Here is a 24,794-nt window from a genome sequence, read left to right on the forward strand (position 1 = left end):
GCCTGTCACTTTAAGAAGAAAAAGAACAAAGAGAGAAGAGTGAAACCAAGTGTTTTTCACTCTTCTCTCTTTGTTTTCAGTAATATTCAGTATCTTTGTCAGACCAACTACACAAACATCCGGAATGGGAGATGACAAAAACAAACGAATAGATTTTGTGGACTTAACGAAAGGAGTCTGCATCATTCTGGTAGTAATGGCACACATAGGTGGAGCCTTCGAAAAACTTGATTATCACTCGATGATTGCCAGTTTTCGCATGCCTCTTTATTTCTTTATCTCAGGCATTTTCTTCAAATCCTATGAAGGCCTTTTCGGCTTCTTCATCCGAAAGATAAACAAGCTGATCATCCCTTTCCTCTTTTTCTATCTCAGCGCGTTCTTTCTGAAATACATTGTATGGAAAATCGCTCCCGGAGTCTTCCAGCTTCCGGTCAGCTGGACGGAACTCCTAGTTGTGTTTCATGACCATGCGCTGATCAAGTTCAACCCTCCCATCTGGTTCTTGCTGGCACTCTTCAATTGCAACATCTTGTTCTATCTGGTTCACAGTTTGCGCAACCGGCGGTTAGGTCTCATGTTTGCCCTCACTTTGCTGATCGGGACAGCCGGATTCTATATGGGCAAGCATCAGATAGAATTGCCCCTTTATATGGATGTAGCCATGAGCGCCCTGCCTTTCTACGTAGCCGGATTCTGGATTCGCCGTTACAATTTCTTCCTCTTTCCCCATCGTTTCGACAAGCTGATTCCCTTATGTATCCTGGTAGCCCTGGCAGTGATGTACTTCACCGCCACATTCGTGGGCATGCGCACCAACAATTATGCCGGCAACATTTTCCAATTTTGGGCCTCAGCCTTTGCCGGCATATTTATGATCATGCTTTTCTGCAAGAAGTTCAAGAAGCTGCCCGTCATCTCGTATATGGGGCGTTACTCGGTCATAACACTGGGCATACACGCACCTTTACTCCATTTTGAATATCCGGTTGTCAGCCGGTTTATCCACAACGAATGGGGACAGGCCATTGCCTTACTGCTACTGACGCTGACCGTCTGCATCATTGCGACCCCCATATTCCTGAAACTGATTCCGCAAGCAGTGGCACAAAAAGACTTTATTAAAACCAAACAATCGACACAACAAGGATCATAATTGCATTAATTATCCTATTTTTGCCGGAAGATACATCAATTATAAAACTTATGACTACCCAGCATTATATCTTCCTAGAAAACGTACGTTTCTACAGTTATCACGGAGTGGCCCCCCAGGAGACCGCCATCGGCAATGAGTTTATCATCAACCTGAGACTGAAAACAGACTTCGGCAAAGCGACCGAAACCGATGAAGTGGAAGATACCGTGAGTTATGCCGACATATATGCCGCACTGAAAGAAGAGATGGAACTGCCTTCAAAACTGCTGGAACATGTATGCGGACGAATCGTAAAAAGGCTCTTCCGGGACTTTCGGAAAATCAGGGAGATAGAAATCAAACTGGCGAAAAGAAACCCGCCCATGGGAGCAGACATCGACTCTGCCGGAGTAGAGATGCATTGCACGCGAGACTGAATCGACATTAAAACACTAATAAGATGAAAAAACTTTTATTAATCCTCCTACTGGTACTGGCAGGAGAAATCAGCGCACAACAAGCAGCAACGATTGTAGTCAAGACTACCCCGGACAACGAAATTGCTTATTGGCCTACAGGCAAAGAACACCTGTTCTGCATTGCTCTGGGAACCAAAGCACAAGCCGGCCCTCTGGGAGAATTTGTCCATCAATTCCGCACCGACCGCCCCGGCATGGTGCAGGTATGGACCCAAGGGAGTGATTCTTTTACACTCTACCTGACACCGGGAAGCAAAGACACCATTACCGTGACCAAAGATACCCTGATCATCAGCGGTACAAACTCGGCCTATAACCGATGCCTGAAAACAGTGAACGATTATCAGAAATACAGCGATAAACTGGTGTACATGCAGCCGCACGAACTGCGAGGAATCACTTCACTGGAGCAATATCACCGGCTGGCAGACGCCAGAATGCGGCAGGCACTCGACGCTGTAAATGCTTCCGGACTCAATGAAGAGTTTCTCGCGGAACAGCGTGCACACATCGATTACATCCGCCGGTCTATATTTATACATATTGCAAGGCAGCTGTCGAGAAAAGAAAAACTACCCGAAGATTGGCAAAGAGAACTGACAGAAGTCATCAATTCATCTGTCAACGGTGATTATCTGCGTTCCTACCGCGGAATCGGATTCTTTGTAAACGACCTGGTTATGATGCAGTTCACCAACCTCGAAAACGGTGACCTCAAAGAGATAAAGGAGTACGCCTCCTTCCTCTTCGACCGGTATCGGAAGTTCTTCACAGGAGACAATCTGCAATACATGCAGGCCCAGCTTATCTACGAAGATGAATTTCAGGGTAGCAAAACTCCTTCGATCCCCCAACTATACGAAACTTATAGGGCAGAGTTCCCCAACAGTCCTTTTTTGAACGTACTCGAACCGGGCGTTAAAGAAAACCTGCGCTTTCAGAATAGCCGTATCACCGACAAAGACTATCATATTCTGACATGCGACTCCACCATCACCAGTCTGGAGGATGCGGTAAAACCCTTTAAAGGTAAAGTTGTCTATATCGATGTATGGGCTACCTGGTGCGGTCCCTGCCTCAAAGAGTTCCAATACCTGCCCACCCTCAAGGAAAAAGCGCACAACATGGACGTTGTATACCTATACATTTCGATAGACCGTCCGGAGGAGCGGAAGAAATGGGAAAAGACCATCGCATACCATCAACTGAAAGGTTATCATTTATTAGTAAACGAAAAGTTAGGAAAATCGCTATACACCGAATTGGGAAACGAACGGCAAATACTGAGTATCCCCTGCTTTGTCATTATTGATAAGACGGGAAAGATAGTCATTCGCCATGCCGCAGCACCGAGTGAACCCGAAAAAGTGATCGAACAGTTGAGCACCTATTATAACAAGTAAAAACAGACTTCGGAATAAGCTGATCAAGAAAAGAAAAACGGGCAAAAGCTTGACTTCCGCAAAGAAAAAGAGTATCTTTGCCTATGTAATCATAAAGTATATTCCAATTAAAGTACGGTAATAGGGAGAAGCATTGGCTTCTCCCTATTTTTTATACTACTAACAGTGCGTTTCCGCAGAGCCGGTTTCCAAAGCTTGCAGAGCCGGTGTTCACCTACTTTAGAGCCGTTGTTTTCCACATTTACACGGTTGCTTCCGCTACTTTTCCCGGTATGTCGGCTCCCATTTCCCGGCATGAAAATCGTTTTTCACCAGAAGATAATTTCTTATCTCCTATTGATAATGAACAACGGAAAGGATGAAGTCCCGAAAGTTAACAATACATAAATCTGCTATTGACCAAAATAGGCGGAAAGACAGCAGCCGGAACCGATACATCACAAAGTAAACGCGCCACAAAATACACAGAGAGCACAAAGTTATTATATAGTGATTCTACATAATTAAAACTCCGTGCTCTCTGTATACTCTGTAGTGAAATATATTTCGTAACCGAATAGGCTCTTATTTCTTTCTCTTTCTTTTCTTCACCGATTCTACCGCCTCGGTCACCACCGGTTTATTCTCGAAACGTTTCGTATAGCCCGAGTAGTCCGGATGTGTCCGTTCATAGTCCGGATCAAGGAAGAGCGGACTTGAAATAATATGATCGGCAGTGGAACGGTTGCAACAAAAGACGATGTTTTCCACACTTGCCAGACGGGTCAGTGCCTTCACATCCGTATCGTGCGGCTGAAGAGTCATCGGGTCGGTAAAGAAGAAAAGATAATCGATCTCTCCATCCACAATACGCGATCCCATCTGCTGGTCGCCGCCCAGAGGACCGGATTTCAGGATAGTAAAATCCCACTCCACATCGGGATGTTTCTCTTTCAATGCCTCCTGTATCAGCGTACCGGTGGTACCTGTACAATAAAACTTATGTCCCATCAATAACTCCGAGTTCCAAAGAACCCATTCAATCAGGTCTTTTTTCATAGCATCGTGCGCTACCAGCCCGATTCTTCGAATTAGTTTTTCCATAACGTCATCCTTTTAAATCTGATAATTGTGAAAAGAACTTCCGCCCTTTCACATAGAATTGCACTAAGATACTACTTTTTATCCGTTCGGGAATAAAGTGTGAGGAAGTTTTTCTGAGATTCTCCGCTCTTGCATCCCGGAAACTGTCACGTAACAACTTGAATTCGCGACGGGCACGAACCACCGCTTTCGCATTGGCCGGCTGCCCTTTAAGCGCAAACGTAGCAGCCGCGATGTAATCGAGCCAGCAACGTACACGCATCACTCCGGCCAGTTCTCTGTCCGGAAGATTCTTGTAAAGCATGACAAGGTTATTACGAAAATTGAGGAAGGTCTTGTGCGGATTCTCCTTCTTCAACGTGGCTCCTCCTACATGATAGACCACACTTTGGGGGATGCAAACAATTCCACGTCCGCGGGCACGGAGTCTCCAACAAAGATCGATCTCTTCCATGTGGGCAAAGAAGCGTCCGTCCAGTCCTCCCGCTTCGCGATAGTCCGCCAGACGGATGAACATGGCGGCACCGGTAGCCCAGAATATCGGCAGTACGGTGTCATATTGCCCTCGGTCCGCTTCGACTACTCCCATCACCCTTCCCCGACAAAACGGATATCCGTAGCGGTCGATGAATCCGCCGGCAGCTCCGGCATATTCGAACCATTCTTTTTGTCGCCAACTGCGTATCTTCGGCTGGCAGGCAGCCACCTCAGGATGGGCGTCCAAATAGGCAGCCATCGGTTGCAACCACTGTCCGGTCACCTCGACATCGGAATTGAGCAACACCACATACTCGGCCTCCACCTGCCGAAGGGCAAGATTGTACCCATCTGCAAAACCATGATTCCCATCCAGCAGAATCCGGCGTACCGAGGGAAACTCGCGGCGCAGCATCTCCACCGACTGATCCGTAGAACCGTTATCAGCCACACAGACTTCCACACCTTCAGCCTCCGAATATCGAAGCACGGAGGGAAGAAACGAACGGAGCATCTCGCAACCGTTCCAGTTCAATATAACGACAGATATCCTATTCATTTTTCTTTTCGGGGCGTTTCAGTTTCCAACGCTTATGCGACCATAGCCAATAGGCCGGTTCTTTCCGGATGGTCTGTTCCAGTCTGCGGGCAAATATTTCGGTAATCTCCCCGTCGGCTGTCTCCTTCGGACGGTCGGTTACCAGATCGAAGTCTACCCGGCAATATCCTCTCCGCTCCTTCCGCAGCTCGCAATAGAAAACCGGAAAATCCATCATCTTGGCGATACGTTCGGCACCATCCATAAATACCGTATCCTGATTCAAGAAAGTAGTCCAATAATGGGCTTCATGCATATTGGGCGATTGGTCGGTAATCAGTCCGATGGCCATCTTCTTGCCGGCACGCTTCAACTTAATCACTTCGCGGGCGGTAGAGTGTTTCGGAACATTATATCCTCCGAAACGGGCACGGATGTATTTAAAGAGTCCATCCAGATAGACATCTTTCAAGGGCTTGTATACCTGCACGGGCACATCGCCCGGACGCATAATCATTCCCATACCCGTAATCCACTCAAAATTAGCGTAATGGGGTATCAACAGGACAATCCCGCCCCGTTCGTCTATCATCCGGAGGTAGGTTTCCTTATTCTCGTAGGTCATCCGTTTGCAAAGTTCTTTCTCCGACATGCGCAGCATTTTCACATCTTCGAGCATATAGTCGCAAAGATAATGAAAGAACTTGCGTTCGATGGCCTTCAATTCTGCTGCCGACTTTTCCGGAAAAGAGTTCTTCAGGTTGGTACGTACCACCTTCCTCCGGTAACCGATCACATGATACAGCCAGAAATAGATAAAATCGGACAGTGCATACAATACCGGAAACGGAAGAACAGCCAAAAGCCACATTCCTACATAGGTCAACAAATAGAGGAGTTTCGATTTCATGTTTATTGTGTTATAGTTCCTTTCAGTGCGGTACCCTCTTCATTAAAATCTCCCAAAAGAACATTCACTACTTTATTATCCAACGCGGCGTCACTCTCCACTTCCACACGGATATAGTTTGCCGTAAATCCATGCATCGGCGCTCCCGCTTTGGGCTTTTCCATCAAGACAGGCATGGTCTGCCCGATGTAACGGGCATAAAAGGCTTTTGTTTTTTCATCCGACAGTGCAAGCAGACACTGGCTTCGCTGGTGTTTCTCTTCAGGAGTCACCACATGGTCTATTTTCAGGGCCTGGGTTCCCGGACGTTCCGAATAGCTGAACACATGCAGCTGGGTGACGTCCAGTCCGTGAATAAATTCATAAGCTTTCTCAAAGTACCCGGCAGTTTCGCCCCGGGTACCTACAATCACATCCACACCGATAAACGCATCGGGCATCACCTCTTTTATCTTCGCAATCTTCGAAGCAAAAAGTTCTGTCCCATAGCGGCGACGCATCAGTTGGAGAACTTCGTCACTACCGGACTGCAAAGGGATATGGAAATGTGGCATGAAACTGCGTGAACGGGATACGTATTCTATAATTTCATCCGTCAGCAAATTGGGTTCGATGGAAGAAATACGATAACGTTCGATACCTTCCACCCGATCGAGGGCCTTTACCAGATCAAAGAAGGTCTCTCCGGTGGACTTTCCGAAATCGCCGATGTTGACTCCGGTCAGCACTATTTCCTTTCCGCCTTCGGCGGCAGCCTGCCGGGCCTGTTCCACCAAAGAAGCAATGGTACCGTTACGGCTTCGTCCGCGGGCAAAGGGAATAGTACAATAAGAGCAGAAGTAATCGCAACCATCCTGCACTTTAAGGAAAAACCGGGTACGGTCACCTCGCGAACAAGACGGTGCAAACGAACGGATATCTTTTGTAGCGGTCGTATAGGCTTCTCCTCCTTCGTGCTTATGCAGGTCGCCCAGATACTGAAGCAAATCTTTCTTCTGTTCCGCACCGAGCACAACGTCCACTCCCTCTATCTTTGCCACATCGCCGGGTTTTAACTGGGCATAGCAACCTGTCACCACCACAAAAGCGCCGGGATGTTGTTTCACCAGCCGATGAATGGCCTGACGGCATTTCTTGTCCGCCATCTCGGTCACCGAACACGTGTTGACAATACAAAGGTCAGCCTTTTCACCTTTCCGGGCTGTACGTACACCTGCCTCACGCAGGATTTTACCAATCGTCGAAGTCTCTGAGAAATTCAGTTTGCAGCCTAATGTATAATAAACGGCTGTCTTATCTTGAAATACAGTGGTATCTATCATAATCTGTAAAAACGCATATTCAGCGCAAAGTTACACATTATTATTAGGAGTAAAGAGGTGAAAGGAGTTAAAAGGAGTTAGAGGGGACCGAAGAAGAGGTACGGGACGTGAAGGACACCGGAAAGAAACATTCCACGTTTGTAAATCCTTCTGCCTGCATCAAAAGGCATCCCTCTTTGGTTTAAAACCAGGGAAGCATTGACTTTAAGCCAAAGACACCTGCCTTTTAAAGCAAGAGCCCGTTGCTTTAAAAGGTATTTCCGTGAAGGATAGAATGCTATATTTCAACCGATTAGAGAAGAGTACGGACAGTTATCGTTTCCTCTTCATGTAAAGATATAAATAAACAATAAGCCTAATTAACACCTAAAGGTTTCTTAATCTGGAAGTTTATACCTACTTTTGCACAAATCTTCAAAAAACGTGCAATGATAAAAGAAAACTTCATTAAACTCTACGAGAACAGTTTCCGTGAAAACTGGGATTTACCTTGCTACACCAACTATGGCGAACCGGAAAGTTATACCTACGGTGAAGTAGCCGAAGAAATAGCCAAACTTCATTTACTGTTCAAGCACTGTAGTTTGCGACGGGGAGATAAAATAGCCGTTATCGGAAAGAATAATGCCCGCTGGTGCATCGCTTACATGGCTACCATCACATACGGAGCCATCATAGTGCCCATCTTACAGGACTTCAATCCGAACGACGTACACCATATTGTCAATCATTCCGAATCCGTTTTCCTTTTCACCAGTGACACCATCTGGGAGAATCTGGAAGAAGAACGCCTGACGGGTATCCGTGCTGTCTTTTCACTGACCGACTTCCGTTGCCTGCACCAGAGGGACGGAGAAACAGTACAGAAATTCCTGAAGCATATCGATCAGTACATGACAGATACTTATCCAAAGGGATTCCGGAAAGAAGATGTGCTCTACACCACCCTGTCCAACGATAAGGTGATGCTGCTGAACTATACTTCCGGCACCACCGGATTCAGCAAAGGAGTGATGCTGACAGGCAACAACCTGGCCGGCAACGTGACTTTCGGTATCCGCACGGAACTGCTGAAAAAGGGTGATAAAGTGCTTTCTTTCCTTCCGCTGGCCCATGCTTATGGATGCGCCTTCGACTTTCTGACAGCCACGGCAGTCGGTACGCATGTAACCCTTCTCGGTAAAGTGCCCTCACCCAAAATCATCATGAAAGCATTCGAAGAGGTAAAACCGAATCTGATTATTACGGTACCGCTGGTCATCGAGAAAATCTATAAAAACGTGATCCAGCCTATCATCAGCAAAAAAGGAATGAAATGGGCCTTGAGCATTCCTCTACTGGATAATCAGATTTATGGCCAGATCCGCAAAAAGCTGATCGATGCGCTTGGCGGACGCTTCAAAGAAATCATTATCGGTGGAGCCGCCATGAACCCGGAAGTAGAAGAGTTTTTCCACAAAATCAAGTTCCCCTTCACCATTGGCTACGGCATGACGGAATGCGGTCCGCTTATCAGTTATGCTCCTTGGGACAAATTCGTCCCCTCTTCATCGGGCAAAATACTCGATATTATGGAAGCCCGCATCTATAAAGAGAATCCCGAAGCCGAGACCGGAGAGATTCAGGTACGGGGAGAGAACGTAATGACCGGATATTATAAGAACCCGGAAGCCACTCAGGAAGTGTTCACTAAAGACGGATGGTTGCGCACCGGTGACTTAGGCACCATGGATGACGAAGGCAATATCTTCATTCGCGGCCGACTGAAGACGATGATCCTCAGTTCAAGCGGACAGAACATCTTCCCCGAAGAAATCGAGGCTAAACTTAATAATCTTCCATTTATTCTTGAAAGTCTCGTGATCGAACGAAACAAAAAACTGGTTGCCCTGGTCTACGCCGATTATGAAGCTTTGGACTCTTTAGGACTCAACCACGAAGACAACTTAAAAACGATCATGGACGAGAATCTGAAGAATCTGAATAATAATGTAGCCGCCTACGAAAAAGTAAGCCAGATCCAACTCTACCCCACTGAGTTTGAGAAAACTCCGAAAAGAAGTATCAAACGCTATCTATATAACAGTATAGCAGAAGATTAGATATGTTTTAAAACATACAAAAAAACATAATGAAACATTCTTCTAAAAAAAAAATAAAAAAAAGTTGGGCTTAGGAGTACAACATATACAAAAAGTACATACCTTTGCAGCGTTTTAATAAGCAATTGATTGTATTACAGATTTAAAAAGCAAAGAAAATGAAAAAATTAGTTTTGATGTTCGTAGCTATCGCAGCAGTATCATTCGCATCTTGTGGTAACAAAGCAGCTGACGCTGAAAAAGCAACTGCAGATTCTATCCGTATCGCTGACTCTATCGCAGCAGTAGAAGCAGCTGCAGCTGAAGCAGCAGCTCAGGCAGCTGATACTATCGCAGCTGACACTACAGTAGTAACTGAAACTGTTGTAGCTGAATAATCTCGAACAACATTAGAGAGAATTGAAAGTCTGCCGTGCCAAAGCACGTACAGACTTTTTTTGTGTCCTTACCTCTCCCCTCTCCTCAAAACAAACTCTTCCGGACGGCAACAGACAGTGTCCCCATACCGTAATCGAAAGAAGTTAATATCGCAGCAACAGGATATTAACATCCTGACTACAGCAAGTTAACTTCCTGTCATCAGCAAATTAACTTCGTATCAGCAAAGAAGTTAATATCGTAACGTCACATAAGGATACTAAAAAAAGGGCATTCTCTTTCAAGAATACCCTTTCCTTATATCTCGGTATTGTATGCTACTTATTCAGCTACTACTTCGAAAGGAATTTCTACAGAAACTTCTTTGTGCAGTTTAACGATAGCTTTGTAAGCACCAACTTCTTTCACAGCGTCTTTTACAACGATGATCTTTCTGTCGATCTCGTGACCCAATTTAGCCAATTCCTCAGCAATCTGGATGTTACCAACAGAACCGAAGATAGTACCGGTTGAGCTAACTTTTGTAGCGATAGTCAATGATACGCCTTCCAACTTAGCAGCCAATGCTTCAGCATCTTTCTTGATTTTCTCAAGTTTGTGAGCACGTTGTTTCAGTTCTTCAGCCAACATTTTCTTTGCAGAAGGAGAAGCAATAACAGCTTTTCCAGTGGGGATCAAGTAATTACGACCATAACCAGACTTAACAGTTACGATGTCATTCTTATAACCCAAGTTTACTACGTCTTCTTTCAATATAATTTCCATACTTTTCCTCCTTATTTCATCATGTCAGTTACAAATGGAAGTAACGCCAGGTGACGTGCTCTCTTTACAGCCTGCGCAATACGACGCTGGAACTTCAAAGAAGTACCGGTGATACGGCGCGGAAGGATCTTACCTTGTTCATTCAAGAATTTCTTCAAGAATTCAGGATCTTTGTAGTCGATATACTTGATACCGCTCTTTTTGAAACGGCAGTATTTTTTCTTTTTAACGTCTACTGAAGGCGGAGTTAAATATCTGATTTCTGATTGAACTTGTTGTGCCATGATTAATCCTCCTTTTTGTTTGATTTAACACTTCTTCTCTTTGCAGCATATTCTGCAGCGTATTTATCCATTCTGAAAGTCAAGAAACGGATTACACGTTCATCACGACGGAAATTTAATTCCAACTTGTCAATTACAGTAGGTTCTGCATTGAACTCAATCAACTGATAGAATCCTGTAGACTTCTTCTGGATTGGATAAGCCAGTTTCTTCAGTCCCCAGTTTTCTTCATTGATAATCTCAGCACCTTCAGCCTGAAGAATGCCTTTGAATTTTTCTACCGCTTCCTTCATCTGAACATCAGACAAAACGGGAGTTAAAATGAAAACGGTTTCGTATTGATTCATACTCGTTTTAATTAAATAAATAAATTATTTGATTTTAAAAATGCGGTGCAAAGGTAGGCATTTTATTTTGAACTGCAAACATTTAATCTTTTTTTGTGTTACGAGATAGGATTTGTCAAAGAAGACATCTATCTTTGCAAAGTTGCTTAAACAATAATTTCATGATCGAACAATTTAACTTTGATATCAGGCTGATCTTTGCCATCTTGAATGGTAAGGTCTCTGCTGCCATTAATCGGAAACTATACCGGAACTTCAGACAGAACGGTCTGGAAATCAGTCCGGAGCAATGGACGGTTCTTATTTTTCTCTGGGAAAAAGACGGAGTGACACAACAAGAGTTGTGCAATGCAACTTTTAAAGACAAACCGAGTATGACCCGCTTGATTGATAATATGGAACGCCAACATCTGGTGGTACGCATCTCCGATAAAAAAGACCGCCGTACCAATCTGATTCATCTGACCAGAACAGGAAAAGAGCTGGAAGAAAAGGCCCGTATCATAGCTAACCGGACCCTTAAAGAGGCGCTGCATGGCATCACAGTCGAAGAGCTAAGCGTAAGCCAGGAAGTATTAAGAAAAATATTCTTCAACACCAAAGATTAATCGACAGGAGGAAGAAGTGAGAGCAACAAAATCAACTATTTATGGCTAATTAATGGTTTTTTTGCGAAAAATATTTCGTCCGTTAAAGAATTATGCGTTAATTTGTGACTGGAATATAATAATCTATTAAAATACACACACATGAAAGGCTTATTAAAGAATTTAGGATTGCTATTAATCTTAGTCGGAGTAATCATTCTGATTGCTTGCTCTCTGACCGGAGAAGTAAACAACAACGCTGTCTTGGGAGGCTCGATAGTATTGGTGGTACTCGGACTGATTACTTATATTGCGATAAACAAAAGAATTGCAGATTAATAGTTTCAGCAAGAAATAAAAAAGCCGGAAAACGAATGTTTTCCGGCTTTTTTATTTCTATACACTCCCCTATCCATTATGATTCGGGTTCGGGGGTGATCAACTTGTAACCTTTTCCGTGGATGTTGATAATCTCAATCGAATCATCATCTTTCAGGTGCTTGCGCAGTTTAGTGATATACACGTCCATGCTACGCGCATTGAAATAGTTGTCATCGATCCAGATAGTCTTCAAGGCAAAGTCGCGCTGCAAGATTTCGTTAGCATGCGCACAAAGCAATCCCAGCAATTCCGATTCTTTGGTAGTCAGTTTCGTTTGTTTGTCGCCGATAGCCAGGATTTGCTTCTGGGTATCAAACGTAAACTTACCAATCTTATAAACATTGCTCTCCTTGTTCTTCTTTCCGCGAACACGTCTCAGGATAGCCTCGATTCTGAAAGTAAGCTCTTCCATACTGAAAGGTTTGGTGATATAATCATCCGCACCGATCTTAAATCCTTCCAGGATATCTTCTTTGAGTGTTTTTGCAGTCAGGAAGATAATAGGAATTTCAGCGTTGGCCGCACGAACCTCCTGTGCCAGTGTGAAACCATCTTTTTTAGGCATCATCACGTCAAACACGCATAAGTCATATTTATTCTTCAGGAAAGCTTTAAATCCGGCTTCTCCATCAGGATACAACTCAGCAGAGTAACCTTTAGCCTGTAAATATTCTCTTAAAAGCATGCCAAGATTTTCATCATCCTCGCATAATAAAATACGCAGTTTCTCGTCCATATCAATCATTTTTTAATAAAGGTAATGCAATAATAAATTTAGTTCCTACATTCAGTTCACTCTCTGCCCGGATGGTTCCCTTATGATCCTGAATAATCTTTTTCACATAAGCCAGTCCCAGACCGAAACCTTTTACATCGTGCAGATTACCTGTATGCACGCGATAGAACTTATCAAACACCTTCTTCAGGTTTTCTTTTTTAATACCAATACCGTTGTCCTGTATCGAAATCATCAGTTTACCGGGCTCGTTCCAGGTTCTCACGTTGAGCACCAGGTCTTCTTCGGGCTTCTTGTATTTCACCGCGTTATCCATCAGGTTGAATATCACATTGGTGATATGCATTTCGTCCGCAAATATAACAGGATTGGTAGCCTCAAGGTTCGATGTAATCTTACCATTATAGCGTTCCACCTTCAAAGCGAACGTATTGATAACTCCGGTAATCAACTCATTGGCATCGAGTTCCTTCATCTTCAGCGTTGCTTTCTGCCTGTCGAACATAGACATCTGAAGCACCTTCTCCACCTGGAATCTCAACCGCTTCGTTTCATCATTGATGACTCCCGATATATGCTGGAACATCTGCGGCGACTTCCCGACTGCGGGGTCTTTCAGCATCTGGGCAGCAAGCGAGATGGTCGATATCGGTGTCTTGAACTCATGCGTCATGTTGTTGATAAAGTCATTCTTCATCTCTGTCAACTTCTTCTGACGGAAGACGATGTAGATGGTGAAGATGAATGTAATCAGCAGTACGATAGTGAATATCATCGAAGGAATCATAAAACTAACCGAGTCGAAGATATAATCTTTCTTACCGGGAAAGTGCACCTTCACAATACTCATCTTCGCAGGCGGATCATTCTGGAACAGAGGTTGCGTATAAGAGTCTTCACTCCCTCCGTCTTCGTAGTCCGAGCAACGATATACTTCACGTCCATCTTTATCGATCACCGAAAAATGGTAGAGCAACTCTACACCATTATTAATAAAGTTCGATTTCAGATAATTATCCAGCTTTTTAAAGTTCACCCGTTCGCCAATCGATTTATCGCTTGCCTTGTAAATCATCCGCAAAGCCACATCGTCGAGCAGAAAACGCTGATACATATACCTATTTTTAATAGCATCAGTCAAGCTCCGTGATGTCTGCGGAATGGTATTCCGGCCATGCCTTTCGGAAATCATGGCTTTGGGCACTTTCGACGGCTCGGTGGTAATCATCTTCAGTTCAAACTCCGAATACAGGGTTCCGTCCGGTGACTTGAACCTATAACGCTCCGATTGCTGAATTAAACCGTTTTTCTGTTCGGTAGTAGAAGAAGACTGAGCCAGTGCTCTGCGTTCCGCTTCAGTGATATCCTCTAACAGCCAACGTTGCGTTTCATCATACTCTACATCCTTTGAAACCTGAAACAAAGCATTTCGCACGGATGTATTAAATTGTTCTTTACGCATCTTCACCATTTCTTCGATGTAGCTCACTTGTAAATAGAGCAAACTCAGAAAGGAAAGACCCATAATAATGCCTAATATCCAGATTGTTGACTTTTTCATAGCAACAAAATTAACACTCCCTAATTAACACTCCTAACAGCTTAACCTGTTTTAACAGGACGTTCTCTATAATTAACCGAAAGGCGTTTTTTAGGTCGTATTCTGACCACTATAACAAAACGTATACACCTTTGGTTTGCAAATTTAATAAAAAATTAAAGATTTCTCTTCAGAAAATCTACTTTCTTTAATCATTGTTAATGGACGGGAAGGCTATAAGATACCGGTTACGTCCTCTCTCACAACCGCCACACCGGACAAGCACGTCCCAAAGAATACCTAAAAAAGTAAAGCTACGAGTAGCTGCACATTCATTGCACACTTCTCGTAGCCTTATCATTTAGTAGCACAGCCACTTATAGCCTAAGCCCGGCAGCTTATGACTATAATTACTCTTCTGTTTGTTTGGATTCGAAGTCTTTTATTAACTTATCCTGCACATCACTCGGAACCAGTTCGTAACTTGCAAATTTCATAATGAACGAAGCACGGCCTCCGGTAAGCGAACTAAGAGCGGTTGAATAAGAAGACATCTCTTTCAAAGGCACTTTAGCCACCAGTTTCTCATAACCGTTTTCGCTGCTCATACCCATGATCATGGCACGGCGTCCCTGAAGGTCACCCATCACGTCACCCATCTTATCGGACGGTACGAAGACTTCCACATCATAAATTGGCTCGAGAATCTTCGGTCCGGCGTTCTTAAACGCTTCGCTGAAGGCATTACGTCCGGCCAGCATGAACGAAATTTCATTAGAGTCTACCGGGTGCATCTTTCCATCATATACAATGACGCGTACATCGCGGGCATACGAACCGGTCAGAGGTCCCTGTTCCATGCGGGACATGATCCCTTTAAGGATGGCCGGCAGGAAGCGGGCATCGATAGACCCCCCGACAATACTGTTAACAAATACCAATTTTCCGCCCCATTCCAATGGAACTTCCTCAGTACCCTTCACGTTAATCTTAAATTCCTGTCCACCGAATTTATACATATCGGGCACCGGCATTCCTTCATAATAGGGTTCCACTATCAGATGCACCTCGCCGAACTGTCCGGCACCACCCGATTGCTTTTTGTGACGATAGTCGGCACGGGCAGCTTTTGTGATGGTTTCACGATAAGGGATCTTCGGTTCTTCAAATTTCACCTGAAGCTTTTCATTGTTCTCCAGACGCCATTTCAACGTACGGAGGTGGAATTCTCCCTGGCCATGCACGATGGTCTGTTTCAGTTCCTTCGATTGTTCGATGACCCAAGTCGGATCTTCCTCACGCATACGGTTCAAGATGGCCATCATCTTTTCCGTATCGGCCTCGTTCACCGGCTTGATGGCGCGTGAATATTTAGAATTCGGATATTTGATAAAATTAAACCGGTTCTCGGCACCTTTACCGTTCAGTGTATTTCCGGTATGAACATCTTTCAGCTTCACCGTACAGCCAATGTCACCTGCCACCATCTCTTCTACTTTGATACGGTTGGCACCGGCGCAAGCATAAATCTGCGCCACACGTTCTTTCGAACCGCGATCGGCATTGGTAAAGTCGTCTCCTTCATGCACTTTTCCGCTCATGACCTTGAAATACTGAACGTCACCAATGTGTGGTTCCACACCGGTCTTGAAGAAATACAAAGAGGTAGGTCCGTTGGGATCGGGTTCCACCACTTCACCACGGGTATTATGCACTTTCGGCATTTCCGATACACCGGGCACTACATTACCCAGAAATTCCATCAAACGACGTACCCCCATATCTTTGCCTGCACATACGCAGAATACGGGGAACATGCCGCGTGCAGCCAGACCCTTACGGATACCTTCGCGCATTTCGTCTTCTGTCAGTGAATCCTGTTCGAAGAATTTTTCCATCAAGCCTTCATCATTCTCAGCAGCGGCTTCTACCAGGGCTTTGTGCATTTCCATAGCCTTGTCCATCTCTTCGGCCGGGATCTCTTCAATAGTGGGTGCTCCACCTTCGGGTCCCCAAGAGTATTTCTTCATCAGCAGCACGTCGATCAGTGAGTTGAAATTCGGGCCTGTAGCCAAAGGATACTGGACGGGAACCACTTTCGGTCCGTAAATGGACTTCAGTTGTTCAAGCACCATATCATAATCGCACTTCTCGTTATCGAGTTGATTCACCAGGAAGATTACCGGTTTACCCAGTTTTTCGGTATAGCGGAAATGATTTTGTGTTCCCACTTCCGGTCCATATTGTCCGTTCAGCAGCAAAATAGCTGTATCGGTTACGTTGAGTGCCGTCATGGCAGCGCCTACAAAGTCATCGCTGCCCGGACAGTCTATGATGTTCAGTTTCTTTCCATTCCATTCCACATGAAAAATAGTTGAAAAGACGGAATATCCATATTCCTGTTCCACCGGAAAGTAATCGCTTACGGTATTCTTGGCAGTAATCCTGCCGCGACGTTTTATAATACCACTCTCATAGAGCAACGCTTCTGTGAGAGTGGTTTTTCCTGAGCCGTCATTGCCAAGAAGGGCAATGTTCTTAATTTCGTTAGTCTGATATACTTTCATGATATATAAGATTTAAATGAATGATTCAGTATGTGTTTTTCGCATACCCTTTTTTTACTGAGGCGCAAATTAGGCATTAATCAAATGAAAAGCAATAAAACGGACAGTGTTACTAAACAATGTTATGTAACATACAGCCTTCGACAAGCGCGAAACAGGCTATCTGACAGAATGGAAGTATTCTTTCCGATTCCCGATTAAAAAGAGCAGTTTGCCTTACATTTACTGACTCCTTCTTCTTCCGGACAGGATGAAATAGAATGCAGCAGCAGACTTTTCGGTGCAAAACGGAGGTTTTTCCAACCAAAGAAGGGGGCATTTCGGGTTGAACACGGTGCATTTTCCCAAAAAGAAGCAAACATTCCGTGCAAAAGAAGTAAGCATTTCCGGAAAATGCTTACTTCTTTCGGGTGAGATGTCTATATGTTTTGCCTCATCACATATATTGTTATGTGCAGAACCCCGCACCGGCGCCTTTTTTTCTCCGGTTGCCCCGCAGAAGCATACGGAGAGAATATAGCAAAAGCATCGGGACAGAGACAGAACGAAAGCAAATTCATCGGATTCCGCCCCAAGTCCGTCCATTTGCACACATATACCATAAATCTGTGACACAGGAGAAAAGTCTGTTGGCAAATGCAGGCGTTTTTCCGGCCAACCTTCAGGACGGCACGAAACGAAAGCATTCTGAGGCCATCGGATTATCAGATTGTCAAATGGTCAAAAAGGAACTTTCCTCCCGTTAAATAAAAGAGAATATCTACCCTACAGGGTTGTTTACTAACACGAAAACCTTACTTTTGCAATTTGAAACGCAAAAATAACTCAGACCATCATGGCAGGCATATACATACACGTCCCCTTCTGTAAGACACGCTGTATCTATTGCGATTTTTACTCAACGACGCGAAGCGAATGGAAAGGACGCTACATCGAAGCACTCTGCAAAGAGCTGGAAATGAGATATACTTACCTGAAAGGAAAGCCTATTGAGACGCTCTACTTTGGTGGAGGTACTCCTTCGCAGCTCGACGAAAAGGATTTCCGGAAAGTATTCGACACCGTCCGCCGGGTTTATGGGATGGAGAATTGCCATGAAATAACACTTGAAGCCAATCCGGATGACCTCTGTCCGGAATACCTGCAAATGCTCTCCGAATTGCCGTTCAACCGCATCAGCATGGGCATCCAGACATTTGACGACACTACGCTCAAGTTGCTGAAACGCCGCCACAATGCGGCTCAAGCCATTCGTGCGGTAGAGTTGTGCCGTGCCCACGGTTTCCGCAACATCAGCATCGACCTGATCTACGGGCTCCCCGGTGAAACAACGGAACGCTGGGAAAAAGACTTGCAACAGGCTATTGCCCTAGACGTGGAACATATATCGGCTTATCACTTGATTTACGAAGAAGGTACTCCCATTTATAAAATGTTGCAAAAGCATCAGGTCGAAGAGGTGGACGAGGACAGCAGTGTCCGGTTCTTCACCTTATTAATAGACCGGTTGCGTGAAGCCGGATACGAGCATTATGAAATATCCAACTTCTGCAAGCCGGGCATGTATTCGCGCCACAACACTTCGTACTGGCAGGGAGTAAGTTATCTCGGCTGCGGCCCGTCGGCACACTCTTTCGACGGACAAACCCGGGAATGGAACTGCTCTTCGATCGAAAAATACATGTCCGGCATTGAAAGCGGACAACGGGACTTCGAACGGGAAGAGCGGGATCTGACCACCCGATACAACGAATTTATCATTACCTCTGTCCGCACTCAATGGGGAATTTCACTCGAACGCCTCAGTAATGATTACGGAACGCAACTGGAACAATATTGTCTCAAAATGGCACGTCCTTCTTTAGAAAACGGCAAATTAGAAATATACGAAGGTGCTTTGCGCCTCACCCGCGAAGGAATTTTTATTTCCGACAGCATCATGAGCGACCTGCTCTGGGTGGAAAACTAAAATTATAAAGTCATGACCGAATCAGAGGTTCGAAAACTACTCAGACGAATGAAGGAGCTGGATTCGCAAACAGCGTTCCGGGCCTTCTACGATATGACGTACGACCGTCTCTACCGCATCGCCTACTACTATGTAAAACGCGAAGAATGGTCGCAGGAAATCGTACTCGATGTGTTCCTGAAACTCTGGGAACAGCGCAGCTCGCTTCCCGAAGTCAAAAGCATTGAGGACTATTGCTTCATATTGGTTAAAAACGCTTCACTCAACTATCTGGAGAAAGAAAACAGGCGTACCACGGTATCTACCGAGACATTGCCGGAACCCGAAGCACAAAGCGACTCACCCGAAGAATCGATGATCAGTGAAGAGTTGTTTGCCATTTATGTGAAAGCACTCGACCGCTTGCCCGAACGTTGTAGAGAGGTATTCATCCGCATCCGGGAAGAGAAGCAAAGCTATGCACAGGTAGCAGAAGAACTGGGTATCAGCACCAAGACCGTAGATGCTCAACTCCAGAAGGCAACCATCCGGCTGAAAGAAGCAATATCGATGGTGAATAATGATCGATAAACAATCGACAGTGAATAATGCCCGGCGAACAGCAAGAGAGGTTTAACTTTTATTTGCACACTTCCGATAGGGAGATTCTTCAAACGCTCTGTCTTTATCTATGAAGTTCATTTAAACCAAAACACAAAGACTTAGCTTATGAAGAAGTTATTAAGACCTACAACCTTTGCACTGCTTACAATGGCACTGTGTTTCACTGCGTGTGAGAACGGCAACAACTCTTACCCCAAAGAATACCTGGGATTCGAAAAGAAAGCGCAGGATTTCTCTTATCAAAAGAATGCAGAGGAAACGGAACTGCAAGTAAAAATCGTTGCGGCTGATAAAACAAGTGAAGACCGGATTGTCTTCATCGAGTCGCCCGCACGGCCAACGAAGCCCGGAAGCTCTTCGGCACCGTTTTATAAAATTAAAGATAATAAAATCACCATCAAGGGCGGCAGCAAATCTGCCAAAGCCACAATCCTGGTTTATCCCCGGAAAGTGGGAACGAATGAATACATTCAGCTTATCTGCCGGCCTCAGAACGGAAAGTCGGAAACGACCAAGATGTCTATCCGGCTGGTGAAAAAATAACGAAATAAACAATGAAATATACAGACCGGGAACTTGACCGATTACTGGAGAAACTTATCGCATCCACCCGCTCGCCCAGAGGAAAATTCTCGGCAGCGGCAAGCTATCAGATATTAGAGAAACGATTGCCGCGTCCGGCACTTCGCCTCTTCTCTTTACGCACCTTGTCGGCAGTAGCTGCCATCGCTTTGCTCTGCTTCATAGGATGGAACACTTACTGCTATCTGAAACCTGCCGCCCTACAGACAATTTCCACACTGGCCGATACGCGGACCATCAAACTGCCCGACGGAACGGAAGTGACGCTGAACCATTTCTCGTCACTCACCTATCCCGAAAAGTTTAAGGGAGAACACAGGGAAGTGAACCTGAAAGGAGAAGCGTATTTCGAAGTGACGAAAAATAGGAAACACTCTTTCATCGTACAGACAGAGTCGGTCAATGTAGAGGTACTGGGCACTCACTTTAACGTAGAGTCCTATCCGGACGATCCGGAAGTGAAGACCACGCTACTCGAAGGTTCTGTAGCCGTGAGCAATAAAAGCAATTCTGTACGTATCGTCTTGAAACCAAACGAAAGTGCTATATATAATAAGGAGAAAAAAAGCATGACCCTTGAAGTTTCAGACCGCGTTGCCGAAGAGATAGCCTGGCGGAACGGAGAATTGATTTTTACCAATCTCCCCTTGCAGGAGATTGCCCGCCAGTTGTCCAACACATTTGGCGTAGATATCTCCATAACAGACACTGCTTTGCAGAATTACCGGATCACGGCACGGTTCTCCAGTGAAGAAGGCCTCGACCAGATTCTCGATCTGCTACATACTGTTGGCAATTTCAACTATTCATACAATAATAAAGAAATAACGATTACTACTAAACTTAACTAGACATGAGAAAATCCAATCCGGATTTCCACCACATCAGAAGTTACATTCTGATGTGTGTGGTTTCCCTAACCTTTTCGACAATCTATGCGCAAACACCGGAACCCAAGCTCACACTCAAACTGCAAAACACCAGCTTGTCAGAAGTCATCCGGCAGATAGAACAGGACACCGGCTTCTCTTTTATCTATGGAGAGGAGGTGAAGCTCGACCATAAAGTCAGCCTCAACGTACAAAAGAAACCTCTCAGAGAAGTCCTGAACCTGCTATTCGCCAATAAGCCGATAAGCTATAAAATAACCGGGAAGCATATCTTATTACAAAAAACGCCCCCCAAACCCGTAAGCCGGAAGTTCACTGTCAGTGGATACGTGACCGACGGAGCGTCTGCCGAAACGCTGATTGGTGCAAATATTCTTGAGAGTCGTCATCATCAGGGAACTACCACCAATCCTTACGGTTTCTACAGCATCACGCTGCCTGAAGGAGAAGCTCGGCTGAGTTTCTCCTATTTGGGATATACCGGCCAGCAACATGTGCTGAACTTAACCGCAGATACTCTACTGAACATCCGGATGAAAGACAACAATATGCTGCAAGAAGTAGTCATCGTGTCGGACAAAGCCGAATCGGGAGTCATGGCCACCCAGATGGGAGCCAGCGAAATACCGATGACCCAGATAAAAAACACACCCAGCATCCTGGGAGAAGCCGATGTGATGAAAGCCATCCAGCTGATGCCGGGCGTACAAGCCGGAATGGAAGGCTCTGCCGGACTCTATGTACGCGGCGGAGGCCCCGACCAGAACCTGATCCTTCTGGACGGAGTACCGGTATACAACGTAGACCATTTATTGGGCTTCTTCTCCGTCTTTACACCTGAAGCCGTGAAGAAAGTGACACTTTTCAAAAGCTCCTTCCCCGCCCGCTTTGGCGGACGCCTCTCTTCCGTTATCGATGTGCGCACCAACGATGGCGACATGAAGAACTATCACGGAGTGGTCAGCGTGGGGCTTCTGACCAGCAAAATCAATTTCGAGGGACCGATCATAAAGAACCGGACTTCGTTCAACATTTCCGCCCGCCGTTCGTACATCGACCTGCTGGCCAAACCCTTCATGCCCAAAGACGAGAAATACAGCTATTACTTTTTTGATGTCAATGCCAAGATCAACCATAAGTTCTCTGATCGCAGCCGCCTGTTCCTCAGTGCATACAATGGCAAAGACCATTTTATGACAAAGTATGACGACACTTACTACGGTGACGAAGACAAGTACAGGGATGGCGGAAAGATGAACTGGGGAAATACCATCGTTTCGGGACGCTGGAACTACATCTTTAACAACAAGCTGTTCAGCAATACCACAGTCGCTTTCAATAACTATAAGTTTGACGTCAGTACATTCACCAAGAATGAGATACATACAAACAACCAAATCACCTGGAACCGCTATAAGGCCGATTATAAATCGGGAATCCGGGATTGGAGCGCTCAGATAGATTTTGACTATAACCCTATCCCCACACATCATGTCAAGTTCGGAGTGCAATATCTGCACCATAGCTTCCGTCCGGAAGTCTCCACCTCGAAGATATTCGACAAGACCGGAGAAACCATCGAGCGGGACACGACGTATTATACTACCTCCAACAGTGAGATCCTTGCCCACGAAGCATCTGCCTATCTTGAAGATAACTTCAATCTGAGCAGTCGCCTGCGTATGAATCTGGGCCTGCACTTCTCGACTTTCCAAGTGCAAAAGAAAAACTACTTCTCCGTGCAGCCCCGCATCTCCGCACGCTATCAGCTCAGCAAAGATGTAGTATTGAAAGCTTCGTATACGAAAATGAGCCAATATGTACACTTGATTTCATCCATGCCTTTTGCCATGCCCACCGACTTGTGGGTACCTGTCACCAGCAAAATCAAACCCATGCAGGCCCATCAGGTCTCGTTAGGCGGTTACTATACGGGAATCGACGGATGGGAATTCTCAATAGAAGGATACTATAAAGGAATGAAAAATGTACTCGAGTACAAAGACGGTGTCAGCTTTCTCGGTTCTTCTACCGGATGGGAGGACAAAGTGGAGATGGGACACGGCCGCTCTATGGGTGTAGAGTTCATGGCGCAGAAAACCATAGGAAAGACAACGGGATGGCTGGCATATACCCTGGCTAAGAGTGACCGTAAGTTTGCCACAGGAGGAATAAACAACGGCGAACGCTTTCCATATAAATATGACCGCCGACACAACATCGACCTGACACTCAATCATCGGTTCAACGAACGGATCGATGTAAGTGCTTCCTGGATATTTACCACCGGAGGTACGACAACGATCCCCACCGAACTGACAGGTATTATCCGTCCGGGCGACAACGACTCATCGATAGAAGAGGGAGACTACGTCAAGCATCGCAACAATTATCGCCTCCCCGCCACCCACCGGTTAAATGTAGGGGTCAACTTCAGCAAGAAGACTAAACATGGCATGCGCATCTGGAATGTCAGCATATATAATGTATACAATGCCATGAACCCCACTCTGATATATCGCACCTACAAAAAGACTGAATATACTCAAGGCGAACAAGCACAAGGCAACCGCATACCGGTCATTCGGAAATTCACTCTGTTGCCTTGCATTCCTTCATTCAGTTATACATATAAATTCTAAGTATTTATGAGACGATCTATTCTTGATATATTCCTTTTCTTGCTGGTTATCATATCCACTGCGGCATGCAATAACGATCTTCCTTTCGACTTGAAGGAGAATCCGCCCAAGTTAGTGATGAATGCCATTATCAACGCCGACAGCACCTACAATACCTTGTTTCTGAACCTCACCGGCAGAAACCAGATCGGACAAATAAAAGGAGCCACCGTAGAAGTACGCATCAACGGTTCTCTCAGTGAAACTCTCCGTCCCGATCCGCATAGCAGCGATAAAGGGCGCTTTTATATAAACAGTGCTTTCCATCCGGGCGATGTGGTCCGTATAGATGCTATGACGGATGACGGCGAACACCACGCATGGGCCGAAGTCACCGTACCTCAACCCATCGGGAAGATAGAAAAGGTGGATACGGCCTCCATCATGAGAAAGCCGAGTAACTATGGCTACGGAACTCCGCCAAGACGGCATCTCCGTTACCAAATCAAAATAAAGGACCGCCCGGGAGAGAAGAATTTTTATCGGATCATTGTGGAACAACGGAAATACTGGAAATACTATTGGGAACAAAATGACCAGACCTGTTGGAGTTCGGCAATGCAGAAAAGCTTTAAACTGCAAACAAACGAAGACGTGGTGTTGACCGACGGCAAACCCAGTACGGAAGAAGATGATGAAAACGGACTCTTCGGCACTGTCAATAACAAGTATGCCATATTTGACGACTCACGTTTCACCGACGGAAGTTATACGATGAACGTCTATAACGATATCTACGGATGGGGATTCTGGGGACAGGAGTATATCTGGATAAAGACGGATGTCTACATCCGCATACTCAGCATTACCGAAAAAGAATATTATTATTTAAGAGCGTTGAATCTGCTCGACTCCGATGCCTACGACAACACCCTGAGCGAGCCTATCGCTTTCCCAAGCAATGTGAACGGAGGTACCGGAATGGTAGGGTTCAGTACAGAAACAAACTATATGCTGACAGTTAAAAACAACGCAGTTCCCCCAATGGTACCGGATTTATAAAGAAACCACTATCTTTGTGCCCTAAAAGCA

At 45.2% G+C, this 24,794-nt stretch carries 23 protein-coding genes; 13 read left to right on the top strand and 10 right to left on the bottom strand.

Translation table 11 applies throughout. The features are described from left to right. The first annotated feature begins 124 nt into the window (after window positions 1-124). Genes BF9343_RS17470 through BF9343_RS17480 form a run of 3 tightly spaced genes read left to right on the top strand, consistent with a single transcriptional unit; the run spans window position 125 to window position 3,020 of the window. The gene (locus BF9343_RS17470) at window positions 125-1,156 is read left to right on the top strand and encodes an acyltransferase family protein (protein WP_032590628.1); all 1,032 of its coding nucleotides are present in this window, start codon (window positions 125-127) and stop codon (window positions 1,154-1,156) included. 50 nt (window positions 1,157-1,206) lie between these two features. Further along, the gene (folB, locus tag BF9343_RS17475; protein WP_005790928.1) at window positions 1,207-1,575 is read left to right on the top strand and encodes a dihydroneopterin aldolase; all 369 of its coding nucleotides are present in this window, start codon (window positions 1,207-1,209) and stop codon (window positions 1,573-1,575) included. A gap of 23 nt (window positions 1,576-1,598) precedes the next feature. After that, window positions 1,599-3,020 (top strand): TlpA family protein disulfide reductase, encoded by a 1,422-nt coding sequence (locus BF9343_RS17480; protein ID WP_010993491.1) that lies wholly within the window; start codon window positions 1,599-1,601, stop codon window positions 3,018-3,020. A gap of 564 nt (window positions 3,021-3,584) precedes the next feature. Here BF9343_RS17480 and BF9343_RS17490 read toward each other — a convergent pair. From BF9343_RS17490 to mtaB, 4 genes are read right to left on the bottom strand one after another with little or no spacing between them, the layout of a single operon-like run. Further along, the gene (locus tag BF9343_RS17490) at window positions 3,585-4,103 is read right to left on the bottom strand and encodes a methylglyoxal synthase (RefSeq protein ID WP_005790931.1); all 519 of its coding nucleotides are present in this window, start codon (window positions 4,101-4,103) and stop codon (window positions 3,585-3,587) included. A gap of 4 nt (window positions 4,104-4,107) precedes the next feature. After that, window positions 4,108-5,139, bottom strand: a complete 1,032-nt coding sequence (locus BF9343_RS17495; RefSeq protein ID WP_010993492.1) for a glycosyltransferase family 2 protein — start codon at window positions 5,137-5,139, stop codon at window positions 4,108-4,110. Then, on the bottom strand, window positions 5,132-6,028 hold the full coding sequence (locus BF9343_RS17500) for a lysophospholipid acyltransferase family protein (protein WP_005790934.1): 897 nt from the start codon (window positions 6,026-6,028) through the stop codon (window positions 5,132-5,134). The genes BF9343_RS17495 and BF9343_RS17500 overlap by 8 nt, the downstream gene beginning before the upstream one ends. A gap of 2 nt (window positions 6,029-6,030) precedes the next feature. Beyond that, window positions 6,031-7,350 (bottom strand): tRNA (N(6)-L-threonylcarbamoyladenosine(37)-C(2))-methylthiotransferase MtaB, encoded by a 1,320-nt coding sequence (gene mtaB, locus BF9343_RS17505; RefSeq protein ID WP_010993493.1) that lies wholly within the window; start codon window positions 7,348-7,350, stop codon window positions 6,031-6,033. A gap of 428 nt (window positions 7,351-7,778) precedes the next feature. Between mtaB and BF9343_RS17510 the strand changes: the two genes are divergently transcribed. Together BF9343_RS17510 and BF9343_RS17515 are read left to right on the top strand one after the other, a co-directional pair. Then, window positions 7,779-9,452: a long-chain fatty acid--CoA ligase gene (locus tag BF9343_RS17510; protein ID WP_005798215.1), complete on the top strand. Its 1,674-nt coding sequence runs from the start codon at window positions 7,779-7,781 to the stop codon at window positions 9,450-9,452. Window positions 9,453-9,610: 158 nt separating this feature from the next. Continuing rightward, window positions 9,611-9,829: a PG1828 family lipoprotein gene (locus BF9343_RS17515; RefSeq protein WP_005790940.1), complete on the top strand. Its 219-nt coding sequence runs from the start codon at window positions 9,611-9,613 to the stop codon at window positions 9,827-9,829. Window positions 9,830-10,151: 322 nt separating this feature from the next. Here BF9343_RS17515 and rplI read toward each other — a convergent pair whose 3' ends face one another. The 3 genes from rplI to rpsF are packed head-to-tail and all read right to left on the bottom strand — an operon-like array spanning window position 10,152 to window position 11,226. After that, window positions 10,152-10,595 (bottom strand): 50S ribosomal protein L9, encoded by a 444-nt coding sequence (rplI, locus tag BF9343_RS17520; RefSeq protein WP_005790944.1) that lies wholly within the window; start codon window positions 10,593-10,595, stop codon window positions 10,152-10,154. Window positions 10,596-10,606: 11 nt separating this feature from the next. Continuing rightward, window positions 10,607-10,879, bottom strand: coding sequence for a 30S ribosomal protein S18 (gene rpsR, locus BF9343_RS17525; RefSeq protein WP_005790946.1), 273 nt, complete (start codon window positions 10,877-10,879; stop codon window positions 10,607-10,609). Window positions 10,880-10,881: 2 nt separating this feature from the next. After that, window positions 10,882-11,226, bottom strand: coding sequence for a 30S ribosomal protein S6 (rpsF, locus tag BF9343_RS17530; protein ID WP_005781453.1), 345 nt, complete (start codon window positions 11,224-11,226; stop codon window positions 10,882-10,884). A gap of 161 nt (window positions 11,227-11,387) precedes the next feature. On the opposite strand from rpsF, the gene BF9343_RS17535 reads away from it, so the two are divergent. Both BF9343_RS17535 and BF9343_RS23785 read left to right on the top strand, forming a co-directional pair. Continuing rightward, entirely contained in the window at window positions 11,388-11,834 is a 447-nt protein-coding gene (locus tag BF9343_RS17535) for a MarR family winged helix-turn-helix transcriptional regulator (protein ID WP_005790948.1), read from the top strand. Between the two features lie 141 nt (window positions 11,835-11,975). Next, window positions 11,976-12,152 (top strand): hypothetical protein, encoded by a 177-nt coding sequence (locus BF9343_RS23785; protein WP_005790950.1) that lies wholly within the window; start codon window positions 11,976-11,978, stop codon window positions 12,150-12,152. Window positions 12,153-12,228: 76 nt separating this feature from the next. On the opposite strand, the gene rprY is transcribed toward BF9343_RS23785, so the two are convergent. The 3 genes from rprY to BF9343_RS17550 form a co-directional block, all read right to left on the bottom strand. Then, a complete protein-coding gene (rprY, locus tag BF9343_RS17540; RefSeq protein WP_005790952.1) occupies window positions 12,229-12,930 on the bottom strand; it encodes a response regulator transcription factor RprY in 702 nt (233 codons plus the stop codon). A 1-nt stretch (window position 12,931) separates the two neighbouring features. Beyond that, window positions 12,932-14,491: a sensor histidine kinase gene (locus BF9343_RS17545; protein ID WP_005790953.1), complete on the bottom strand. Its 1,560-nt coding sequence runs from the start codon at window positions 14,489-14,491 to the stop codon at window positions 12,932-12,934. A 389-nt stretch (window positions 14,492-14,880) separates the two neighbouring features. Beyond that, entirely contained in the window at window positions 14,881-17,037 is a 2,157-nt protein-coding gene (locus tag BF9343_RS17550; RefSeq protein WP_010993494.1) for an elongation factor G, read from the bottom strand. An 835-nt stretch (window positions 17,038-17,872) separates the two neighbouring features. On the opposite strand from BF9343_RS17550, the gene hemW reads away from it, so the two are divergent. From hemW to BF9343_RS17585, 6 genes are all read left to right on the top strand, one after another. Then, window positions 17,873-19,006, top strand: a complete 1,134-nt coding sequence (hemW, locus tag BF9343_RS17560; protein WP_010993497.1) for a radical SAM family heme chaperone HemW — start codon at window positions 17,873-17,875, stop codon at window positions 19,004-19,006. 12 nt (window positions 19,007-19,018) lie between these two features. Further along, window positions 19,019-19,576 carry an RNA polymerase sigma-70 factor gene (locus tag BF9343_RS17565; protein ID WP_005798225.1) on the top strand — a complete coding sequence of 186 codons (558 nt, stop codon included), beginning with the start codon at window positions 19,019-19,021 and terminating at the stop codon, window positions 19,574-19,576. 138 nt (window positions 19,577-19,714) lie between these two features. Continuing rightward, complete coding sequence (locus BF9343_RS17570) at window positions 19,715-20,152, top strand: hypothetical protein (RefSeq protein ID WP_005790964.1); 438 nt, start codon at window positions 19,715-19,717, stop codon at window positions 20,150-20,152. Between the two features lie 11 nt (window positions 20,153-20,163). Further along, a complete protein-coding gene (locus tag BF9343_RS17575) occupies window positions 20,164-21,042 on the top strand; it encodes a FecR family protein (RefSeq protein WP_005790969.1) in 879 nt (292 codons plus the stop codon). A gap of 2 nt (window positions 21,043-21,044) precedes the next feature. Beyond that, entirely contained in the window at window positions 21,045-23,723 is a 2,679-nt protein-coding gene (locus BF9343_RS17580) for a TonB-dependent receptor (protein WP_005790972.1), read from the top strand. A 6-nt stretch (window positions 23,724-23,729) separates the two neighbouring features. Then, window positions 23,730-24,764, top strand: coding sequence for a DUF4249 domain-containing protein (locus BF9343_RS17585; protein ID WP_005798228.1), 1,035 nt, complete (start codon window positions 23,730-23,732; stop codon window positions 24,762-24,764). The last annotated feature ends 30 nt before the right edge of the window (window positions 24,765-24,794 follow it).

The organism is Bacteroides fragilis NCTC 9343, assembly GCF_000025985.1.
Classification (GTDB): Bacteria; Bacteroidota; Bacteroidia; order Bacteroidales; family Bacteroidaceae; genus Bacteroides; species Bacteroides fragilis.